This is a genomic window from Aeromonas sp. 603404 (assembly GCF_049171775.1).
GTDB lineage: Bacteria > Pseudomonadota > Gammaproteobacteria > Enterobacterales > Aeromonadaceae > Aeromonas > Aeromonas veronii_A.
On the sequence record NZ_JAAKPE010000002.1, the window covers coordinates 80,322 to 100,287 of the forward strand.

Sequence of the window (19,966 nt, forward strand, 5' to 3'; positions counted from 1 at the left end):
CGTGAGCGATCTGTTAAGTCAGGACGAAATTGATGCCCTCTTGCACGGTGTCGATGATGTCGAAGAGGAAGAGATAGGCGGCGCCGGAGACCCCGGCGTTGCCCAGTTTGACTTCTCCTCCCAGGACCGCATCGTCCGTGGCCGGATGCCGACCCTGGAGCTGGTGAACGAACGTTTTGCTCGCCACATGCGGATCAGCCTGTTCAACATGATGCGTCGTACCGCCGAGGTCTCCATCAACGGGGTGCAGATGCTGAAGTTTGGTGAGTATGTTCACACCCTGTTCGTGCCGACCAGCCTCAATATGGTGCGTTTCCGGCCATTGAAAGGAACCGCACTCATCACCATGGAGGCACGACTGGTTTTCATCCTGGTGGAGAACTTCTTCGGTGGTGACGGGCGCTACCACGCCAAGATTGAGGGGCGCGAGTTCACGCCGACCGAGCGACGGATCATCCAGATGCTGCTCAAACTGGTGTTTGAGGATTACAAGGATGCCTGGGCGCCGGTGATGGACGTAGGGTTCGAGTATCTCGACTCTGAAGTGAACCCGGCGATGGCCAACATCGTCAGCCCGACCGAAGTGATTGTGGTGAGCTCGTTTCACATCGAACTCGATGGTGGCGGCGGCGATTTCCACGTGGCCATGCCCTACTCCATGCTGGAGCCGATCCGTGAACTGCTCGATGCCGGTGTACAGAGTGACAAGGGTGACACAGACGTGCGCTGGAGCAAGGCACTTCGTGACGAGATCATGGATGTAAAGGTCGAGTTGAGGGCCAAACTGCTGGAGACCGAACTCACTCTGCGTGAACTGATGGAGCTGCAGCCGGGAGATATTATTCCGGTCGACATGCCGGAAAATCTGCTGGTTTTTGTCGAGGACTTGCCTACTTTCCACGCCAAGATGGGCCGCACCAAGGATAATGTGGCGCTCAAGATCACCGACAAGCTCAAACGTCCGGAAGGGGTCAAGACGGAGATGCATCTGGTGACCCGGGGCGGGGTACGAATTGATGGCGAGGCCGAGCTGGAAGAGCTCGAGCGCAGTATCGAAGATCAACAGCGATAATTGACGGTTTATTACGGTAAACGGTCACGAAGTAGCATAAGGAAACAAAATGAGCGGAACTGAGGAAGAGGATCTGATGGCTGATGCCTGGGCTGCGGCTCTGGAGGAGCAGGTGACGGCGGAAGCCAAACCGGCCCCGCTGGAAGAGCTCAAGGACGATGCCCCTATCAGTGCCGAGGAGCGGCGTAAGCTTGACACCATTCTGGATATTCCGGTCACCATCTCGATGGAGGTCGGTCGCAGCCAGATTAGCATTCGTAACCTGCTGCAGCTCAACCAGGGCTCGGTCGTGGAGCTGGATAGGGTGGCGGGCGAGCCCCTCGACGTGCTGGTTAACGGTACCCTGATCGCTCACGGCGAGGTGGTGGTGGTGAACGACAAGTTCGGTATTCGCCTGACCGACGTCATCAGCCAGATTGAACGGATTAAGAAACTCAAATGATGCGTCTGCTGCTGTTGTGGCTGCCATTGCCGGTGTTTGCCGAGGTGGGGGGGGCCGCCAACCCTCCCAGCCTGAGTTCCTGGCTGCTCTCCAGCCTGATGGTGATCGGGCTTATTCTGGTGCTGGGTTTCTTGCTCAAGAAGAGCAAAATTGCCACCGCCATGGGGGGCGGGCAGATGAGAGTGATTGCTACGCTGCCTGTGGGCTACAAGGAGAAGTTGCTGGTGGTCAAGGTGGGTGAGCAGCAGCTGCTGGTCGGCGTAACGCCGCAGCAGGTCAACTTTCTCTATCGGCTGGAGGAGCCGCTGGACGAACAGCAGCCGCAGGCATTTTCCCAGCAGCTGGGTAAGTTGATGGGCAAACATGAAAAAAACTAACGGCTTGTTGTGGCAAAGCGGATTGCTGGCCAGCCTGTTGATTTCGCTGTTTTGCGCCTGGCCTGCGTTGGCGCAGGACGGCATGTCGGCAGTGACCGTCAAGACCATGGGGGATGGCTCTCAGGAGTACAGCCTGACCCTGCAGGTGCTGGCGTTGATGACGGCACTTTCATTCCTGCCGGCAATGGTCATCATGATGACCTCGTTTACCCGTATCATCATAGTGTTGGGTATCTTGCGTCAGGCGATCGGTCTGCAACAGAGCCCCTCCAATCAGGTGTTGATCGGCATCGCCCTGTTCATGTCGTTCTTCATCATGTCGCCTGTGCTGGATCGCATAAATGACGAGGCACTGCAGCCCTATCTGGCCGAAACCATTGAGGCCAAGGAGGCGCTGGAACGGGCTGAATTGCCCATCCACCAGTTCATGCTGGCCCAGACCCGGATCAAGGATCTCAATACTTTTATGGAGATCGCCAACGTGCAGGTGGAGAAGCCTGCCGATGTGCCGCTGCGGGTGCTGATCCCGGCCTTTGTCACCAGCGAACTGAAAACAGCCTTCCAGATTGGCTTTATGCTGTTCTTGCCGTTTCTGGTCATCGATCTGGTGGTCGCCAGTATCTTGATGGCGATGGGGATGATGATGCTCTCGCCGATGATCGTCTCGTTGCCTTTCAAACTGATGCTGTTTGTGATGGTGGATGGCTGGAACCTGATCCTGGGTTCGCTGGCCAACAGTTTCGGACTGGGTGCCGGTTAACCGGTCCCATGCAAGGAGCCCGAACATGAGTCCAGAAACCTTTGTCGATGTATTTCGTGAGGCGCTCTGGCTGGTCAATATCATGGTCAGCGCCGTGATCCTGCCCAGCCTTGCTATCGGGTTGGTGGTAGCCATCTTTCAGGCCGCCACCTCCATCAACGAACAGACCTTGAGCTTTCTGCCCCGTCTCATCGTGACCCTTTTGGCCCTAGGGATTGGTGCTCACTGGGGAATGCAGAGTCTGATGGACTTCTTCATCCTGATGGTCAATCAAATTCCCGAGGTGGTGGGGTGACCTATACCACCGCTCTGATCATGGAGTGGTTGTCGTCCATTCTCTGGCCACTGGCTAGAATAAGCAGCCTTTTCATGGTGATGGCGGTATTTGGCAGCCGGCTGGTCGCCGCTCGGATCAGGTTGGGGCTGGCGGTAGCCGTGACGTTTCTGGTTGCTCCTCTGCTCCCTCCCATGCCCCCAGTGGAGCTCTTCTCTGCCGGCAGTTTTCTGGTCTTGGGCCAGCAGCTGCTGATCGGTATTGCGCTGGGGTTGATGACCCAGTTTCTGATGGAAAGCTTCGTGATGGCGGGGCAGGTGATAGCCATGCAAACCAGTCTGGGTTTTGCCACCCTGGTGGATCCGATGAATGGCCAGTCGGCCCCTGTGGTCGGTCAGTTTTATCTGATGCTGGCGACTCTGGTATTTCTGGCGCTTGATGGTCATCTGGTGATGCTACGCCTGGTTATCCTCAGTTTTGAGACGCTACCCATCTCCGATAGCGGTCTGTCACTCTCTTCTATGCAAACCCTGAGCGCGTTCCTGGGGGTCATGTATCAGGCCTCGCTGGTGATGGCCCTCTCTGCCATCGTGGCGCTGTTGCTCATCAACTTCGCTTTTGGCGTGATGACCCGGGCAGCCCCCCAGCTCAATATTTTCAGTATCGGTTTTGCCGTCAGCATGATGTCGGGTTTGCTTATCCTCTGGCTTACGATCGGCGGGTTCCTCGGCCATTTCGACACCTTGTGGGAGCGGGTGCAGGAGGTCAGTTGCGAGCTGATTGACACCCAATGTTTCGGAGGTGTCAATGGCTGATACCGACCAGGAACGTACCGAACAACCCACGGGCAAACGACTGCAACAGGCCCGTGAAAAAGGGCAGATTGCACGTTCAAAGGAGCTGGGAACAGCCAGTGTGCTGTTGTCAGCCGTATTTGGCCTGCTGTTTATCAAGGGTTACCTGGCGAACGCCATGCTCAAGGTGGTGACCATGGGCTTCACGCTGAACAGAGAGCAGGCTTTCGATCCCAATGCCATGGTTGCCATGGTGCCGGCGCTGCTGGGGGAACTGGTGTTTCCGCTCGGATTGCTATTCGCTCTGGTCGCTATTGCAGCTTTTATCGGCAATATCCTGATGGGGGGGATGAACTTCTCCACTGAAGCAATGATGCCGAAATTCAGCAAGATGAGCCCCATCAGCGGGTTCAAGCGGATGTTTGGGGTGCAGTCACTGATTGAGCTGGTCAAGTCCATCGCCAAGGTGGTGTTCATCACCCTGTTTGCCTGGTGGATGCTCTCCAGCCAGTTTGATCATCTGCTCAACCTCTCCATGGAGGGATTCCCCGGTGGGATTATAGATGCCCTCGACCTTTTTTTGTGGATGCTGATCATTCTTTGCTGTGCCCTGTTGCCTATTGTGGCCATCGATGTGCCGTTCCAAAAATGGAACCATATGCGTCAGCTCAAGATGACCAAGCAGGAGGTGAAGGACGAGTTCAAGGATAGCGAGGGTAAACCCGAGGTAAAGGGCAAGATCCGCCAGTTGCAGATGCAGATGGCGATGCGCCGGATGATGGGGGATGTACCCAAGGCTGATGTGGTGATCACCAACCCGACTCACTACTCGGTAGCGCTCAAGTATGATGCGGGCAAACCCGGTGCTGCGCCCAAGGTCTTGGCCAAGGGAACTGATGAAATTGCAATGAAGATCAGGGAGATAGCTAGAGAATACGAGATACCCATCATGCCGTCACCGGCCTTGACCCGGGCTATCTACCACTCTACCGAGTTGGGCCACGAGATCCCGGAAGGGTTGTTTGCGGCGGTTGCCCAGGTTCTGGCCTATGTCTTCCAGCTCAAGAAATTCCGCCGTGGCCAGGGGCGCCGTCCTCAGCCGCTGGCTAAAGATCTGCCCATTCCGACCGAATATCGCAAATGACAAAGTTCTGACGTTGTCAAAATAAATTCATTGCATTTCAATGTGTTGCATTGTTGGCTTAATGTTTGCTTTAATCTGGCACCAGCAGGTTGACATTGAGAAGAGCGATGGAATTCAAGGCAGTATTGGGCCAGTTAAAACAGTCTCGGGGAGTATTGAGCAAAGGCCTTGGTACCCCTCTGCTGGTATTGGCCGCGCTCGGCATGGTGGTGTTGCCCATCCCGCCACTGATGCTGGATGTGCTCTTCTCCTTCAACATTGCGCTCTCTATCGTGGTGCTGCTGGTATCCGTCTATACCCGGCGCCCCCTCGAATTTGCTGCTTTCCCGACCGTATTGCTGCTGGCCACCTTGCTGCGGTTGGCATTGAACGTGGCCTCGACCCGAGTGGTGTTGCTGGAAGGTCACAATGGCAGTGCAGCGGCAGGCCATGTGATCGAGGCATTCGGTAATGTGGTGATCGGCGGTAACTATGCAGTAGGCATCATCGTCTTTACTATCCTGATGATCATCAACTTTGTGGTTATCACCAAGGGGGCCGGGCGGATCGCGGAAGTGAGCGCCCGTTTTACTCTGGATGCGATGCCGGGCAAACAGATGGCCATCGATGCCGATTTGAATGCCGGCCTCATCAACCAGGAAGAGGCGAAGAAGCGTCGCCAGGATGTGACCCAGGAAGCGGACTTCTATGGCTCTATGGATGGTGCTTCCAAGTTCGTCAAAGGGGATGCCATTGCGGGCATCATGATCCTCTTCATCAACATCATCGGCGGCTTTATCATCGGGATGATGCAGCATCATCTTACCTTCAGGGAGTCTGCCGAGATCTATACCCTGCTGGCGATAGGTGACGGTCTGGTGGCGCAGATCCCCTCCCTGTTGCTCTCTATCGCCGCCGCCATCATAGTGACCCGTCAGAATACCGATCAGGATATGGGCACGGCGGTATTGGGCCAACTGTTCGACAATCCCAAGGCCTTGATCATCTCTGCCGGTATCCTGCTGATGATGGGACTGGTGCCGGGGATGCCGCACTTCGCCTTCCTGAGTCTGGGGGCGATCGCTGCCGCTGGAGCCTGGTGGCTGCTGCGCCGCGAGAAGCTGGCGGTAGCCAAAGCATCCAGCGGCGAGTTGATGCCGACCAGTACTGACCAGCCATCGCATGAACAGAAAGAGTTGAGCTGGGACGATGTGATGCCGGTAGACATCATCGGGCTGGAAGTGGGTTACCAGCTAATCCCGCTGGTGGATCGCAATCAGGGGGGCGAACTGCTCAACCGGATCAAAGGGGTGCGCAAGAAACTCTCGCAAGAACTGGGCTTTCTGGTGCCTGCCGTCCACATCCGCGACAACCTGGATCTGGCACCAAATCAATATCGCATCACCTTGATGGGAGTCAGTACCGGCGAGGCCAGCGTCTACCATGATAAAGAGATGGCCATCAACCCGGGGCAGGTATTCGGCCAAATTCAGGGGATTGCTACCCGGGATCCCGCGTTTGGACTTGAAGCAGTGTGGGTAGCCAAGGAGCAGGTGTCACAGGCGCAGACCCTGGGGTATACAGTGGTGGATACTGCGACCGTAGTTGCCACCCATTTGAGTCAGATCTTGACCAACCATGCCTCACTGTTGCTCGGCCATGACGAGGTACAACAACTGCTCGACATGATTGGCAAACACCAGAGCAAGCTGGTCGAAGGGCTGGTGCCGGAAGTGATCAGCATGGGTAACCTTGTGAAGGTATTGCAGAATTTGCTCAATGAAGGGGTGCCAATCCGCGATATGCGCACTATCCTGCAGACCCTGGTTGAATACGCGCCGCGCAGTCCGGATCCGGAAGTGCTCACCGCGGCTTGCCGGATTGCCCTGCGTCGTCTGATTGTGCAGGAGATTGCCGGCCCAGACCCAGAGCTACCGGTGATAACATTGGCACCTGAATTGGAACGTATATTGCATCAATCCCTGCAGGCGGGTGGAGGTGATGGTGCCGGTATTGAGCCGGGTCTGGCGGAGCGAATGCAGCGCTCGCTGGTGGAAGCCACTCAACGACAAGAATTGGAAGGCCAACCGGCCGTGCTTCTGACATCGGGGATCTTGCGCAATACCCTGGCAAAATTTGTCAAGAATGCCATTCCTGGGTTGCGTGTTCTGTCTTATCAGGAAGTGCCCGACGACAAGCAGATCCGCATCGTCAGTGCGGTAGGGCAGAACTAGTTAGCGGAGACGATGGGTGAAGATTAAGCGGTTTTTTGCCAAGGACATGCGAACGGCTCTGGCCGAGGTCAAGGAGACGCTCGGGCCTGACGCTGTCATCATGTCCAACAAGAAGGTCACCGGAGGGGTAGAGATAGTCGCCGCAGTCGATTATCAATCCCAGGTTCCGGGGCCCAAAGATGCGCCGGTTCGCCGTCAGCTGAACGATGAGAGTGTCAATATTTCGTCTGCTGCTCGGCAGATGACCCGCCCCGAGCCCACAAAGGTTCAGGAACAGAACGAACATTATGCCGATACCCTGGCAGCCTTGCTGGCGCGCCAGCAGAAGCTCAAGCCGGGCAATGGGGCGCCAATGGGCAATACCCAATCGGCCGGTCTGGCCGCTGCCAATGCAGCGCCCAGAACATTGGCCGAGCAGGGGCAATGGGGCGCCGCCCCGGAACCTGTCAAGCCCAAAGCCCGGGTTGCCTCCGCCCAGCGTTCTTCTCAACCTGCTCAGCGGGATCAGGAGATGGAGGGGATGCGCAAGGAGATGGCCAGTATCCGCAAATTGCTGGAGCACCAGATCTCCGGTCTGATGTGGCAGGAAGTTGAGCGACGTGAGCCGATGCGGGCTCTGCTGATCAAGGAGCTCAAAAAGATGGGCTTTGACGATGCGTTTGCCGATCAACTGGCGGGGCTGATCCCTGAAGACATGCCCATCCATCAGGCGATGGCCCAGTTGGCGGAAGTGTTGACGGCTCAGCTCAAGATCAGCGAGGACGAGATTTTACGTCAGGGGGGCGCCGTTGCCCTGCTGGGGCCGACCGGGGTGGGCAAGACCACCACCATCGCCAAATTAGCCGCCCGTTTTGCCATGAAGTATGGTGCCGAGCAGGTGGCCCTTATCACCACTGACAACTACCGGATCGGTGCTCATGAGCAATTACAGACTTATGGCCGGATCATGGGCTGTCCGGTGCGGCAGGTGCGTGATGCCGAAGAGCTGGCCAATGCCCTCTATCAGTTCCGCCACCGTCGGCTGGTATTGATCGATACGGCAGGCGTGGGGCAGCGGGATATCCGGCTGACCGAGCAGCTCGATACCCTGGTCAAGAATGCCAAGGTGAGGATCCGCAGCTATCTGGTGATGTCGGCAACCTCCCAGCGTCGGGTAATGCAGGAAGCGGTTGACCATTTCCGGCGCATTCCCTTGAGCGGCTGCATACTTACAAAGTTGGATGAGAGTCTGAATCTGGGCGAAGTAATTAACGTGTGTATCCAGAATGCCTTGCCTATCAGTTACATCACGGATGGGCAGCGGGTTCCGGAAGATATTCAGGTTGCCAATGCGGCGCAGCTTGTCGGCGCGGCCATGGGCTCGCTGGAGCGAGAAACAGAAGAGCCCTATTTCTGGGGCACAGGCTTTGGCGAGACCGAAGATTCGGAGTTTTATGAGTAACATGTATATGGATCAGGCGAGTGGTCTGCGCAAAATGCGTCAAAACAATCGAGTAAAAGTGATCGCCGTTTCCGGTGGTAAAGGTGGCGTGGGCAAGACCAACGTGACCCTGAATGTGGCGGGAGCCATGGCGGCCCAAGGCAAACGGGTAATGGTGCTGGATGCTGACCTTGGTCTGGCCAACGTCGACGTCATGCTGGGGCTGCGGGTTCATCGCAATCTCTCTCACGTGCTGGCAGGTGAGTGCACTATCGACGACATTATCGTTGAGGGACCGTATGGCATGATGATTGTGCCTGCAACCTCGGGGACCCAGTCCATGGTCGAGCTTTCACCGGTACAACATGCCGGACTGATCCGCGCCTTCAGCGAGATGAAGACCCAGGTCGATATTCTGATGGTGGATACGGCGGCGGGGATCTCGGACATGGTGTTGAGTTTCACCCGTGCTGCGCAGGACATCATGGTGGTTGTGTGTGACGAGCCGACTTCCATTACCGATGCCTATGCCCTCATCAAGATCCTCTCCAAAGAGCACGGTGTATTTCGCTTCAAGGTAGTGGCAAATATGGTGCGCAGCCTGCGTGAAGGGCAGGAGCTTTTTGCCAAGCTGACCCGGGTAACCGATCGTTTCCTCGATACGTCACTGGAACTGGTTGCCTGCGTGCCTTATGACACCAATCTGCGTGCAGCCGTGCGCAAGCAGAAACTGATTGTCGAGGCGTTTCCCAAGTCGCCGGCGGCTTTGGCTTTCCGCGCATTGGCCAACAAAGCAGCTAGCTGGCCGGTACCAAACCAGCCTGGCGGTCATCTGGAGTTTTTCCTGGAGAATCTGTTGCAGACTCAGGCCACCACACAGGAAGGTTCCCGTGAATAAAGCCCAAGCGTACTTGCGTCATCAGGATTCCTATCTGCTGGTAGAGCGCCATGCTCCACTGGTCAAGCGGATTGCCCAGCATTTGCTGGCTCGCCTGCCAAGCAGTGTCTTGCTGGATGACCTGATACAGGCAGGTATGATTGGGCTGCTCGAAGCGTCACGGAACTTTGATGGTAGCAAGGGAGCCAGTTTCGAGACCTATGCCGGGATCCGTATCCGTGGTGCCATGCTGGATGAGATCCGGCGTGGTGATTGGGTGCCCCGTTCCGTGCATCGAAACAGCAGAGCGATTGCCGAAGCGATCGAAAATGTGGAGCAAGCCAATGGACGGGATGCTCGCGACGCGGAAGTCGCAGCGCAAATGGGGGTCTCTCTCGCTGATTATCATGTCATGCTGCAGGATGTCTCCTGTGGCAAGATCATCGGTATCGAGGATCTGGGGGTCAGTGAGGATGTGATCGGTAACCCTGATGAAGCTCCGTCAGGCTCGGGGTTTGATGAACTGGCCACAGAACGATTTCAAATTCAACTGTCGGAGCAAATTGGTCGCTTACCGGAGAGAGAAGCCCTGGTTCTCTCTCTTTACTACGATGAAGAGCTGAATTTACGTGAAATTGGCGAGGTTTTGAATGTGAGTGAGTCGCGCGTGAGTCAGATACATAGTCAGGCAATGCACAGACTACGCGCTCGTTTGAGAGATTGGCATCTATAAGTGTTTGTACTGGCTACACTGAGATGAAACTCTAAGGCATAATCCGCATGACACAACCCGTTTTTAGCATCATGTAAGTGAGCCACTGAGGTGGCTATTGAGGAGGGAATTTTGGACAAGAACATGAAAATCCTCATTGTTGACGATTTTTCAACGATGCGCCGGATTATCAAGAACTTGCTTCGCGACCTTGGGTTCAACAATACCCATGAAGCGGATGACGGCAACACAGCATTGCCGATGCTGAAAAATGGTGATTTCCAGTTTGTGGTTACCGACTGGAACATGCCAGGCATGCAAGGTATCGACCTGCTGAAAGCCATTCGTGTCGATGAAAAGCTCAAGCATCTGCCGGTACTGATGGTGACGGCAGAAGCCAAACGCGAGCAGATCATCGAAGCCGCGCAAGCCGGCGTTAACGGTTATATCGTCAAGCCTTTCACTGCAGCAACGCTCAAAGAAAAACTCGACAAAATTTTTGAACGCCTTGGCTAAGGAGCAGCAGGGATGATGGCCAAAACGAAAGCAATGATTTCGCTCGACCAGGCAAGGATGCTTGTTGCTCATCTGGAGCAAGGTGAATTCGAGCTGGCCGATGAACTGCTTGCCAATGTATGTGCCCCCAACGCAGCCGATCTGTTTGAAAAAGTTGGTCAGCTGACCCGACAACTGCATAACTCACTTCAAGAATTTCGTCTCGACCCCCGAATTCCCGATTTGGCCACCCATGACATTCCCGATGCGAGGGAGCGCCTCAATTACGTCATAGATATGACCGACAAGGCTGCTAATCGCACCATGGATGCGGTAGAGGCCAGTCTGCCAATAGCGGATCGCCTGAATGATAATATCCAGCTGGTGATGCCCAACTGGAATGCACTGATGTCCAGAGATATGAGCGTGGGGCAGTTTAAGTCCTTATGCCATCAACTTGATGATTTCATTAAGGCTTCTGAGTCAGATGCCGATAAGTTACGACAACTGCTGACAGAAATTCTGATGGCACAAGACTTTCAGGATTTGACAGGCCAGATGATCCGCAAGGTCATAAAACTGGTTCAGGAAGTTGAAACAAAATTAATAGAAATGCTGACTATGTTTGGTGAGGCTGCAGCTGAGCATTCAACTCGTACTCTCCCTGTGAACGGGATTGAAGCCGAAGGCCCAATCATGAATCCAGAGGCGCGTGCCGATGTAGTCAATGGTCAGGATGATGTGGACGATCTGCTGTCTAGCTTGGGATTCTAATGGAGTGACGCATGGCCTTCGAAGTTGATGAAGACATACTGCAAGACTTTCTGGTCGAAGCATCCGAAATATTGGAACAGTTGTCTGAGCAACTGGTCGACTTGGAAAAGCGGCCTGATGACAAGAATCTGTTAAATGCCATCTTTCGCGGTTTCCATACCGTAAAAGGTGGTGCCGGTTTCCTGTCTTTGGGGGAGTTGGTTGACGTATGCCACGGCGCTGAAAACGTATTTGATATCTTGCGTAATGGCAAGCGAACCGTGACTGCCGAACTGATGGACGTGATCCTGCAAGCGCTGGACGCCATAAACGTCATGTTCGCCCAAGTACAAAACCGTGAAGCGCCAAGTCCTGCGTCTGATGATCTGCTCCATGACCTCCACGAGTTGTGCAAGCCTGAAGGAGAAGAGCAACTCCGAACCGCGACAAGTGGCGCTATTGCCATGGAGCAGGAGGCTGTCACTCCTGTTGTTGAGGTTGTCTCCGACCCCGAGGTTGTTGAACCGATAAACCAGGCCAGCGATCCTGCTCCTGTTAACGGGGGCGGATCCATAGACGAGATTTCAGCTGATGAATTCGAGCGTCTGCTGGATGAGCTGCATGGCGTGGGGGGCACACCAACCAAGAGTGCGGCAGGAGCGACTGTTGCTGGCGAATCTGGCGATATAACCGATGATGAGTTTGAGGCCTTGCTGGATCAACTCCATGGTCAGGGACAGCACATGGGGGCGCCAGAGGTGAATCCTCTGAAGTCGGTGCAAAAAGAGGTGGACGAGCTTATCGATGATGATGAGTTTGAACGCCTGCTTGATGAATTGCATGGTCGTGGCCAAGGTCCTCAGAGTAGTATGGCACCTGCCGCACCTGCCGCACCTGCCGCACCTGCCGCACCTGCCGCACCTGCCGCACCTGCCGCACCTGCCGCACCTGCCGCGGTGACTGCGCCCAAACCGACAACACCTGTAGCCAAACCTGTACAGGCTGACCCCGCAAAACCTGCCGAAGCAGCCAAGGCATCAGCGCCTGCCGCCAAGGCTACGCCAGCTCCTGCCGAAAACAGTGCAGTGCAAAGCGATACGACGGTGCGGGTGGATACCAAGACCCTTGATGTCATTATGAACATGGTAGGTGAGTTGGTACTGGTTCGTAACCGGCTGGTGAGTCTGGGTATTGCCAGTAATGATGAAGAGATGTCAAAGGCGGTTGCCAATCTGGATGTGGTAACGGCTGACCTGCAAGGTGCGGTGATGAAAACCCGCATGCAGCCAATCAAGAAGGTATTTGGTCGTTTCCCGCGCGTGGTGCGTGATCTGGCCAGAACCCTCAAAAAAGAGATTGAGCTGGTGATGGTTGGGGAAGAGACCGACCTCGACAAAAACCTGGTGGAGGCGCTCGCCGATCCTCTTGTTCACCTTGTTCGCAACTCCTGCGATCACGGGGTCGAAATGCCGGATGTGCGAGAGAAAGCGGGCAAGCCGCGGCAAGGGACGATCACCCTTAGCGCCTCCCAGCAAGGCGATCATATCCTGCTTTGCATTGAGGATGATGGCGCCGGGATGGACCCGGAAAAACTCAAGTCTATTGCCATCAGCCGCGGTGTGCTGGATGCAGATACTGCCGCGCGCATGAGTGATAACGATGCCTATAACCTGATCTTTGCCCCCGGATTTTCGACCAAGTCCGAGATCTCCGATATCTCTGGCCGTGGTGTCGGAATGGACGTGGTTAAAACCAGTATTGTCAGCCTCAATGGGTCAGTGCACATCGATTCTACCTGGGGGAAAGGCACCCGTCTCGAAATCAAGGTTCCGTTGACGCTAGCCATTCTGCCGACCCTGATGGTTGAAGTGGGTGAGCAGACCTTCGCTCTTCCCCTTGGTTGTGTGAACGAGATTTTCCATCTGGATCTGAAAAAGGCCAATATGGTCGATGGTCAGCTCACCATCATTGTGCGTGATAAGGCGATTCCCCTCTTTTATCTACACAAGTGGTTGATCCGTGGTACCAACAAGCGCTCACGTCAGGATACCGGGCATGTGGTGATCGTGCAGATTGGCACTCAGCAAATCGGGTTTGTGGTCGACAGCTTGATTGGTCAAGAAGAGGTGGTGATCAAGCCGCTCGATAATCTGCTGCAAGGCACCCCGGGGATGGCTGGTGCAACCATTACCAGCGATGGCGGTATTGCCCTTATTCTGGATGTACCGAGTCTGCTCAAAGCATATGCGCGTAGACATTAATCGCTCAGGCCCAAGGAGTTAGAAAAATAACAATGGCAGTCAAGGTATTAGTTGTCGACGATTCGAGCTTCTTTCGCCGCCGGGTGAGCGAGATAATCAATCAGGATCCCATGCTGACGGTGATAGATACTGCTCAGAATGGGCGTGAAGCCGTAGACAAGGCCATGTCGCTGCGCCCTGATGTGATCACCATGGACATCGAGATGCCCGTGATGGATGGCATCAGTGCAGTGCGGGAGATCATGGCCAAGTGTCCAACTCCCATTCTGATGTTCTCCTCCCTGACTCATGAAGGCGCCAAGGCAACGCTGGATGCACTGGACGCCGGTGCTCTTGACTTCTTGCCCAAAAAATTTGAAGACATTGCCAGAGACAAGGACGAAGCGGTCAGACTGTTGCAACAACGGGTGAAGGAGATCTCCCGCAAGCGCTTCCTGATGACATCCGCTGCTCGCCCCAAAGCACCTGAACCGGTTGCTCGTGCTCCGCTGGGTAGCACTGCGCCCAGATCTTCAGAGCGTCAGCCTGACCTGCAACGCACTGTGCCAAGTGCCTCATTCAAGCGAAGTGGCAAGAGTTATCAATTGGTGGCGATCGGGACTTCTACCGGCGGCCCGGTAGCCTTGCAAAATGTGCTGACCAAGTTGCCAGGGGATTTTCCTCACCCAATATTGCTTATCCAGCATATGCCTGCCACCTTCACCGCAGCTTTTGCTGCCCGTCTAAACGGGTTATGCCAGATAGGTGTCAAGGAGGCCGAGGATGGAGACGTCCTCAAACCGGGCCATGCCTACCTGGCCCCCGGTGGCAAGCAGATGCTGTTGGAGGGTCGTGGTGCAGGCGCCCGTATTCGCATCGTTGATGGCAACGACAAGGTAAATTACAAGCCTTGCGTGGACATTACCTTTGCCTCTGCTGCCAAGACCTATGCCGACAAGGTATTGGCGATTGTGCTAACCGGTATGGGGGCTGATGGCCGTGATGGTGCCAGACTGCTGAAAGAGCAGGGCTCTACAATCTGGGCTCAGGATGAGGCTTCCTGCGTGGTATATGGCATGCCTCAAGCGGTTGCAAAGGCAGGTATTGCCAGTGAATCACTTCCTCTGGACAAGGTGGCCCAGCGTATTCTGGTTGAGTTGGGGCGCTAATCATGGGCTTGCTCGGTCTGCTCCTCGCACTGGGGGCTATTGCTATTGCCCAGCTGTGGCATGGTGGCTCCCTGTTGACGTTGTTGGACGGGCCTGCTTTTCTCATTGTTCTTGGCGGTACAGTTGGTGCCGTTACATTGCAGACCCCTGCCAAGTTTGTTTTGCTGGCATTGCGCCAGTGTCTATGGATTTTCAATCCGCCACGGCAGGATCTCTCTGCCCAGGCTGAACGGCTACAATCCTGGGCTGCCTTTGCACGCCAGCAGGGGCTGCTGGCCCTCGAAAATCAGGCTGAGCAGGAGGAGGACCATTTTACCCGCCAAGGGTTGAACATGATTGTCGATGGTGTCTCCACGGAGGATATTCGCATGTTGCTCGAAGCCGATATCGATATCGAGCAGGAGCGTAATGAACATGCGGCCCGGGTGTTCGAAGCCATGGGGGGATATAGTCCGACTATCGGGATTATCGGCGCTGTCTTGGGCCTTATCCAGGCCATGTTTCATCTTGAAGAGCCATCTGCTCTGGGGGCTGGCATCGCAGTGGCATTTGTGGCAACCATCTATGGTGTCGGGTTTGCCAACCTGATCTATCTACCGATAGCCAACCGGTTGCGAGCGTTTCACTATCACTATGCACTGTTTCAGGAGATGACCCTGGAAGGGCTGTTAGCCATTGCCCATGGTGAGAATGGTTTACAGGTTGAACGTCGGCTCAGGGCCTATTTGAAAGGAGAGTAGCCATGCGCAAGCGCTATCGTTTGCACTTGCAGGGGCGTGAACACCTTGACCGTTGGCTGGTCTCCTATGCCGATTACATGACGCTGATATTTGCTCTGTTTGTGGTGCTCTACTCTGTTGCGCTGGTGAACAAGGACAAATATCGTGCGGTGATAGATGGCATGAGTCAGGCGTTCAGTGTCATGCAGTCTCGCAGTGATGGTCTGCTGGAGGGGCAGGGCAATTCACTGTTGGAGAATGCTGTTTCTGCCTCCCCCTCGTTGCTGGAAAGCGCAACGTCCCCCTCTCCTTCACTTGCCCCCATTTCTGGTGTCCCTGTGCTGCAAGATGGCACGACACTTGCCAAACTTGATATGCAGTTGCAAGAGAGCATGGGGTCACTGGTGGATGCCGGGATAGTCAAAATGACGCAAGACGAGAACTGGCTGACTGTGGAACTCAGTTCAGGTCTGCTGTTTGGCAGTGGCAGCGCCTTTATGGGACCGAATGCTGCACCGGTAATCAATACTCTTTCAAGTATTCTCAAACCGGTCGATAACTATATAAGGGTCCGAGGATATACAGATAACCAACAGATAAATAATGAAATTTATCGTTCTAATTGGGCGCTTTCTGCTGCGAGGGCCGAAGCGGTGCTCAATGGCTTGATTGCTGATGGCATCGCACCCCAGCGTCTGGCCTTTGAGGCATATGGCGAGTTTTCCCCTTTTGCCGATAACAGCACTGAGCAAGGCCGGCTGCAAAATCGCAAGGTTGTGGTCGCAATTTCCAAATTCGCCTGGGTGCCGCCAGCTCCTGTGGCGGTAAAGCCCCCGGTGGTTGCCGAACCGGTTCCTGTGGTGCAGCAGGCGGTGGATGCTGGAGAGATAAAGGTTATCTCTTTGCCCGGTGGCGGCATACGTATAACAACAAGGCAGGATTGATACAGTGATTGTTTGGACGGTTGCCAACCAGAAAGGTGGTGTGGGTAAAACCACCACAGTGGTCTCGCTTGCCGGGATCCTGGCCCAGCGTGGTCAGCGAGTGCTGTTGATTGACACCGATCCTCACGCCTCGCTGACTGCATATCTTGATTTTGATTCAGATCGTCTGGATGGAACCCTCTATGAGTTGTTTCAAGCTGTCAAACCGACAGCCGAGCTTGTCAATAAACTGACGCTCAAGACCAAGTTCGAGAATATCAATTTACTACCCGCATCTATTACCCTGGCGACTCTTGATCGGGTAATGGGAAATCGTGAGGGAATGGGGCTGGTGCTGAAGCGGGCGCTGCTGCGCATTCAGGATCAATATGATTATGTGCTGATCGACTGCCCGCCTGTGCTTGGGGTGATGATGGTCAATGCGCTGGCTGCCTGCGATCGTATTCTTGTGCCGGTTCAGACCGAGTTTCTCGCTCTCAAAGGATTGGAGCGGATGATGAAGACATTCGAGATCATGCAGCGTTCCAAGCGTGACAAATTCCGTTATACCGTGATCCCGACTATGTTCGACAAGCGCACCCGTGCCTCTCTGATGACCTTGAAGTCGATCAAGGATCAATATGGAGATTCAGTGTGGAATGCGGTGATCCCTATTGATACCAAGTTTCGGGATGCCAGCTTGCTGCATATCCCCCCGTCTATCTATTCTCCCGGGAGTCGTGGAACCTATGCCTATGAGACGCTGCTCAACCATCTTGATGCCCTTGAGCGGCAACGGGTTCATGAGGTGACGGCATGAGAGATACCATTCAAGTACGGGCGATGGATGACTATTTCCACTCCCTGCTGCTCGATGAGCCGCTGGTGCTGGATGAGGTGGAAGACGTTCAATCCGCCCCTGTTTTACAGTTGCAACGTCAGCCCCAAAGCGTCCCCGAGGTGGTTGCTGCACCTTATTTGGAAAGTGATCCACGCCTTGCCCAGCTTGGCGAACTGTTGGCTCAGGTGGGACAAGTTCAGTTTGAAAATGATGCCTTCACCCAGGAGGTGACACTGACGGCCCCATTGGAGATTGTGGCCGAGGAGTCATTGTTGCCGGTAGAGCCTGAATGGCCTGAGGAGGTGCTGCTGCCCGAAGTTGCAGAGCCCCACACCACCATCTTGACTGAAACTGCGCTGGAGGTTGCTCCGGTAGAAGCCACTGAACCTGTCACTTGGGAGAATATCGATACCGGTAAAGAGTTTCAGGCCCTCTTTTTTGAAGTCGCGGGCGTGACGTTTGCGGTGCCGTTGACCGAGCTTGGTGGTATTCACCAGTTGGGCGAGATCACCTCCCTGTTTGGCCAGCCGGGCTGGTACAAGGGGATCATGACCTCTCGCGAGCAGAAGATGAATGTGGTCGATACCGCCCAGTGGGTCATGCCGGGTCAGCATCTCGAGATGGATGATTACAAGTATCTGATTATGCTTGGTGAATCGCCGTGGGGATTAGCCTGCCACCATCTCAAAGGGACTGAATTGTTACACCGTGACCAGGTTAAATGGCGCCATCAGGAGGGCAAGCGCCCTTGGTTGGCGGGCATGGTCAAAGAAAAAATGTGTGCCCTGTTACACGTTCGTGAACTGCTCTTGTTGCTGGAGCGTGGGGTTAACATAGAAGGTCGCTGATAACTTCTGCAATCGAGCTGTTTTATTGCTAGTTTTAGCAGTAGACGTTTTCATAAAAGGAATAAAAACATGACAGAAAAGCGCAATATCGCACAGAATCTGGCCGAAGATGAAGTGCTGCAATGGGTAACCTTCCAGCTGGAAAACGAAACCTACGGCATCAATGTGATGCAGGTTCAGGAGGTGTTGCGCTACACCGAAATTGCACCGGTGCCGGGTGCGCCTGAGTACGTACTGGGGATCATCAACCTGCGTGGCAATGTGGTGACTGTCATCGATACCCGTTCCCGTTTCGGTCTGCCTTCCGGCGATGTGAGCGAAAATTCCCGGATTGTGATCATCGAAGCCGAGAAGCAGGTGATTGGCATCATGGTCGACAGCGTGGCAGAAGTGGTATATCTGAAATCTTCCGAAATCGATGCTGCTCCAGCTGTAGGTACCGAAGAGAGCGCCAAGTTCATTCAGGGGGTCAGCAACCGTGATGGGCAACTGCTGATCCTGGTTGACTTGAACAAGCTGCTCTCCGATGAAGAGTGGGAAGATATCGGTTCCCTCTGATAAGTAAGGTGATGTTTTGATAATCGAGATGGTTGCCTTGGGGTTGTCCCTGATTGCCTTGGCGTTTGCCTCTTATATCTGGTTCAAGAGCAAGCGTAGCAAGCAGGAGTCCGAGGCTAGTGTGGCAACGCTGCAAGGTCAGTTGGAAAGCTTGCGCAAGCAGATGATGGAGCTTCATACCGGCGCCATCGGCATGGGACAGCGGTTACAGTCGGTAGAAGGGGCGATGCAGCAGGTCAATGAACGCCAGCAAGAATTGACCATGCAGGATCCCGAGCGACGGCTTTACAGTCGAGCGGCCAAGATGGTCGAACTGGGCGCCGACCTTGATGAGGTCATGAGTGAGTGCGAGTTGCCAAAGGCAGAAGCCGAGCTCTTGATATCGTTGCGAAAAGGCCGCTCTTGATGATTCAGGAAGGCAACTTGCCTTCCTGAATTTTTTCTGTTGCATGTATGGCGCTCTTTCATGGAGCGCCATGTACAGTGATCGAGAAGAATAGTTATTTGCTAATACTGGTTTGTTATGAGGTTTCCAGTTTGATCTATTTGGATGCCTTTGATTGTCATCATTTTCCACGCCTATTTTTCCTTGTGCGCGATCTTCTCCACAAAAACAGTGGATGAAGGGCATCTTGGAAAAGACGTATTCCAATACTGTGTTAAGATGCAAGCCGCTTCATTTTCTCTGAAAAAATCTCCATGCTGCTTCAAGTTAACAATCTGAGCTGCGTGCGTGAAGATCGCACTCTGTTTGAACATCTCTCCTTTGCGGTAGTTCCCGGTGATCTGGTGCAAATTGAAGGTCCCAACGGGGTTGGCAAGACCAGCCTGCTGCGTCTGCTGACTGGCCTGTCTCAGCCGTTTTCCGGTGAAGTGTGCTGGAATGGTGAAAATATTCGCCATTGCCGTGATGAGTACCATGCCAATCTGCTCTATCTCGGTCATCAGCCCGGGGTCAAAGCTGCCTTGACTCCGCTCGAAAATCTCGCCTTTTATCAGAAGCTGCATCATGTATCCCGGCAGACAGTGGATTTGTGGCAGGTGCTTGCCCAGGTTGGGTTGGCCGGTTTTGAAGAGAACCCGACCGGACAGCTCTCGGCAGGTCAACAGCGTCGGGTGGCTCTGGCCAGGCTCTGGCTCAGTGACAAACCGGCTCTCTGGATCCTGGATGAGCCTTTTACCGCCATTGATAAGCAGGGGGTCAAGGTGCTGGAGAGGTTGTTTCTTGCTCATGCCGAGCGGGGGGGGATGGTGATCCTCACCACTCATCAGGATATGACGCTGATGCAGGGTCGACTGAAAACACTCTCGCTTACGCCCTTGCTGCAGGAGTAG

The 19,966-nt window shown here is 54.6% G+C and carries 22 protein-coding genes; all 22 read left to right on the forward strand.

Annotated elements, in window-relative coordinates:
• The first annotated feature begins 1 nt into the window (after position 1).
• Positions 2–1,072 carry a flagellar motor switch protein FliM gene (fliM, locus tag G5306_RS04265; protein ID WP_123172597.1) on the forward strand — a complete coding sequence of 357 codons (1,071 nt, stop codon included), beginning with the start codon at positions 2–4 and terminating at the stop codon, positions 1,070–1,072.
• Between the two features lie 49 nt (positions 1,073–1,121).
• Positions 1,122–1,514, forward strand: coding sequence for a flagellar motor switch protein FliN (gene fliN / locus G5306_RS04270; protein ID WP_005343964.1), 393 nt, complete (start codon positions 1,122–1,124; stop codon positions 1,512–1,514).
• On the forward strand, positions 1,511–1,891 hold the full coding sequence (fliO, locus tag G5306_RS04275) for a flagellar biosynthetic protein FliO (RefSeq protein ID WP_216951810.1): 381 nt from the start codon (positions 1,511–1,513) through the stop codon (positions 1,889–1,891). Before fliN ends, fliO begins: the two co-directional genes overlap by 4 nt.
• The gene (gene fliP / locus G5306_RS04280; RefSeq protein WP_216951809.1) at positions 1,878–2,651 is read left to right on the forward strand and encodes a flagellar type III secretion system pore protein FliP; all 774 of its coding nucleotides are present in this window, start codon (positions 1,878–1,880) and stop codon (positions 2,649–2,651) included. The genes fliO and fliP overlap by 14 nt, the downstream gene beginning before the upstream one ends.
• Before the next feature lie 25 nt (positions 2,652–2,676).
• Positions 2,677–2,946, forward strand: coding sequence for a flagellar biosynthesis protein FliQ (gene fliQ, locus G5306_RS04285; RefSeq protein ID WP_005334727.1), 270 nt, complete (start codon positions 2,677–2,679; stop codon positions 2,944–2,946).
• A complete protein-coding gene (fliR, locus tag G5306_RS04290) occupies positions 2,943–3,740 on the forward strand; it encodes a flagellar biosynthetic protein FliR (RefSeq protein ID WP_216951808.1) in 798 nt (265 codons plus the stop codon). The genes fliQ and fliR overlap by 4 nt, the downstream gene beginning before the upstream one ends.
• Entirely contained in the window at positions 3,733–4,863 is a 1,131-nt protein-coding gene (gene flhB, locus G5306_RS04295) for a flagellar biosynthesis protein FlhB (RefSeq protein WP_216951807.1), read from the forward strand. The genes fliR and flhB overlap by 8 nt, the downstream gene beginning before the upstream one ends.
• A 107-nt stretch (positions 4,864–4,970) precedes the next feature.
• On the forward strand, positions 4,971–7,076 hold the full coding sequence (gene flhA / locus G5306_RS04300) for a flagellar biosynthesis protein FlhA (protein WP_421312452.1): 2,106 nt from the start codon (positions 4,971–4,973) through the stop codon (positions 7,074–7,076).
• 16 nt (positions 7,077–7,092) lie between these two features.
• Positions 7,093–8,517: a flagellar biosynthesis protein FlhF gene (gene flhF, locus G5306_RS04305; RefSeq protein WP_421209531.1), complete on the forward strand. Its 1,425-nt coding sequence runs from the start codon at positions 7,093–7,095 to the stop codon at positions 8,515–8,517.
• 34 nt (positions 8,518–8,551) lie between these two features.
• A complete protein-coding gene (locus tag G5306_RS04310; RefSeq protein WP_408082997.1) occupies positions 8,552–9,394 on the forward strand; it encodes a MinD/ParA family protein in 843 nt (280 codons plus the stop codon).
• Positions 9,387–10,106, forward strand: a complete 720-nt coding sequence (locus G5306_RS04315) for an RNA polymerase sigma factor FliA (RefSeq protein ID WP_216951804.1) — start codon at positions 9,387–9,389, stop codon at positions 10,104–10,106. Before G5306_RS04310 ends, G5306_RS04315 begins: the two co-directional genes overlap by 8 nt.
• Before the next feature lie 111 nt (positions 10,107–10,217).
• Positions 10,218–10,601, forward strand: a complete 384-nt coding sequence (cheY, locus tag G5306_RS04320; protein WP_041234108.1) for a chemotaxis response regulator CheY — start codon at positions 10,218–10,220, stop codon at positions 10,599–10,601.
• Positions 10,602–10,613: 12 nt separating this feature from the next.
• Positions 10,614–11,354 carry a protein phosphatase CheZ gene (locus G5306_RS04325; protein ID WP_216951803.1) on the forward strand — a complete coding sequence of 247 codons (741 nt, stop codon included), beginning with the start codon at positions 10,614–10,616 and terminating at the stop codon, positions 11,352–11,354.
• 11 nt (positions 11,355–11,365) lie between these two features.
• Complete coding sequence (locus G5306_RS04330) at positions 11,366–13,594, forward strand: chemotaxis protein CheA (protein ID WP_216951802.1); 2,229 nt, start codon at positions 11,366–11,368, stop codon at positions 13,592–13,594.
• A gap of 32 nt (positions 13,595–13,626) precedes the next feature.
• Complete coding sequence (locus tag G5306_RS04335; RefSeq protein ID WP_227341083.1) at positions 13,627–14,742, forward strand: protein-glutamate methylesterase/protein-glutamine glutaminase; 1,116 nt, start codon at positions 13,627–13,629, stop codon at positions 14,740–14,742.
• 2 nt (positions 14,743–14,744) lie between these two features.
• Complete coding sequence (locus tag G5306_RS04340) at positions 14,745–15,482, forward strand: flagellar motor protein (protein WP_227341082.1); 738 nt, start codon at positions 14,745–14,747, stop codon at positions 15,480–15,482.
• Positions 15,483–15,484: 2 nt separating this feature from the next.
• Positions 15,485–16,405: a flagellar motor protein MotB gene (locus G5306_RS04345; RefSeq protein WP_216951800.1), complete on the forward strand. Its 921-nt coding sequence runs from the start codon at positions 15,485–15,487 to the stop codon at positions 16,403–16,405.
• Positions 16,406–16,409: 4 nt separating this feature from the next.
• Positions 16,410–17,204, forward strand: coding sequence for a ParA family protein (locus G5306_RS04350; protein WP_005334696.1), 795 nt, complete (start codon positions 16,410–16,412; stop codon positions 17,202–17,204).
• The gene (locus tag G5306_RS04355; RefSeq protein ID WP_421231262.1) at positions 17,201–18,073 is read left to right on the forward strand and encodes a chemotaxis protein CheW; all 873 of its coding nucleotides are present in this window, start codon (positions 17,201–17,203) and stop codon (positions 18,071–18,073) included. Before G5306_RS04350 ends, G5306_RS04355 begins: the two co-directional genes overlap by 4 nt.
• Before the next feature lie 69 nt (positions 18,074–18,142).
• On the forward strand, positions 18,143–18,631 hold the full coding sequence (locus G5306_RS04360; protein WP_005343991.1) for a chemotaxis protein CheW: 489 nt from the start codon (positions 18,143–18,145) through the stop codon (positions 18,629–18,631).
• Positions 18,632–18,659: 28 nt separating this feature from the next.
• The gene (locus tag G5306_RS04365) at positions 18,660–19,037 is read left to right on the forward strand and encodes a DUF2802 domain-containing protein (protein ID WP_168769852.1); all 378 of its coding nucleotides are present in this window, start codon (positions 18,660–18,662) and stop codon (positions 19,035–19,037) included.
• A 293-nt stretch (positions 19,038–19,330) separates the two neighbouring features.
• Positions 19,331–19,966, forward strand: coding sequence for a cytochrome c biogenesis heme-transporting ATPase CcmA (gene ccmA, locus G5306_RS04370; protein WP_216951798.1), 636 nt, complete (start codon positions 19,331–19,333; stop codon positions 19,964–19,966).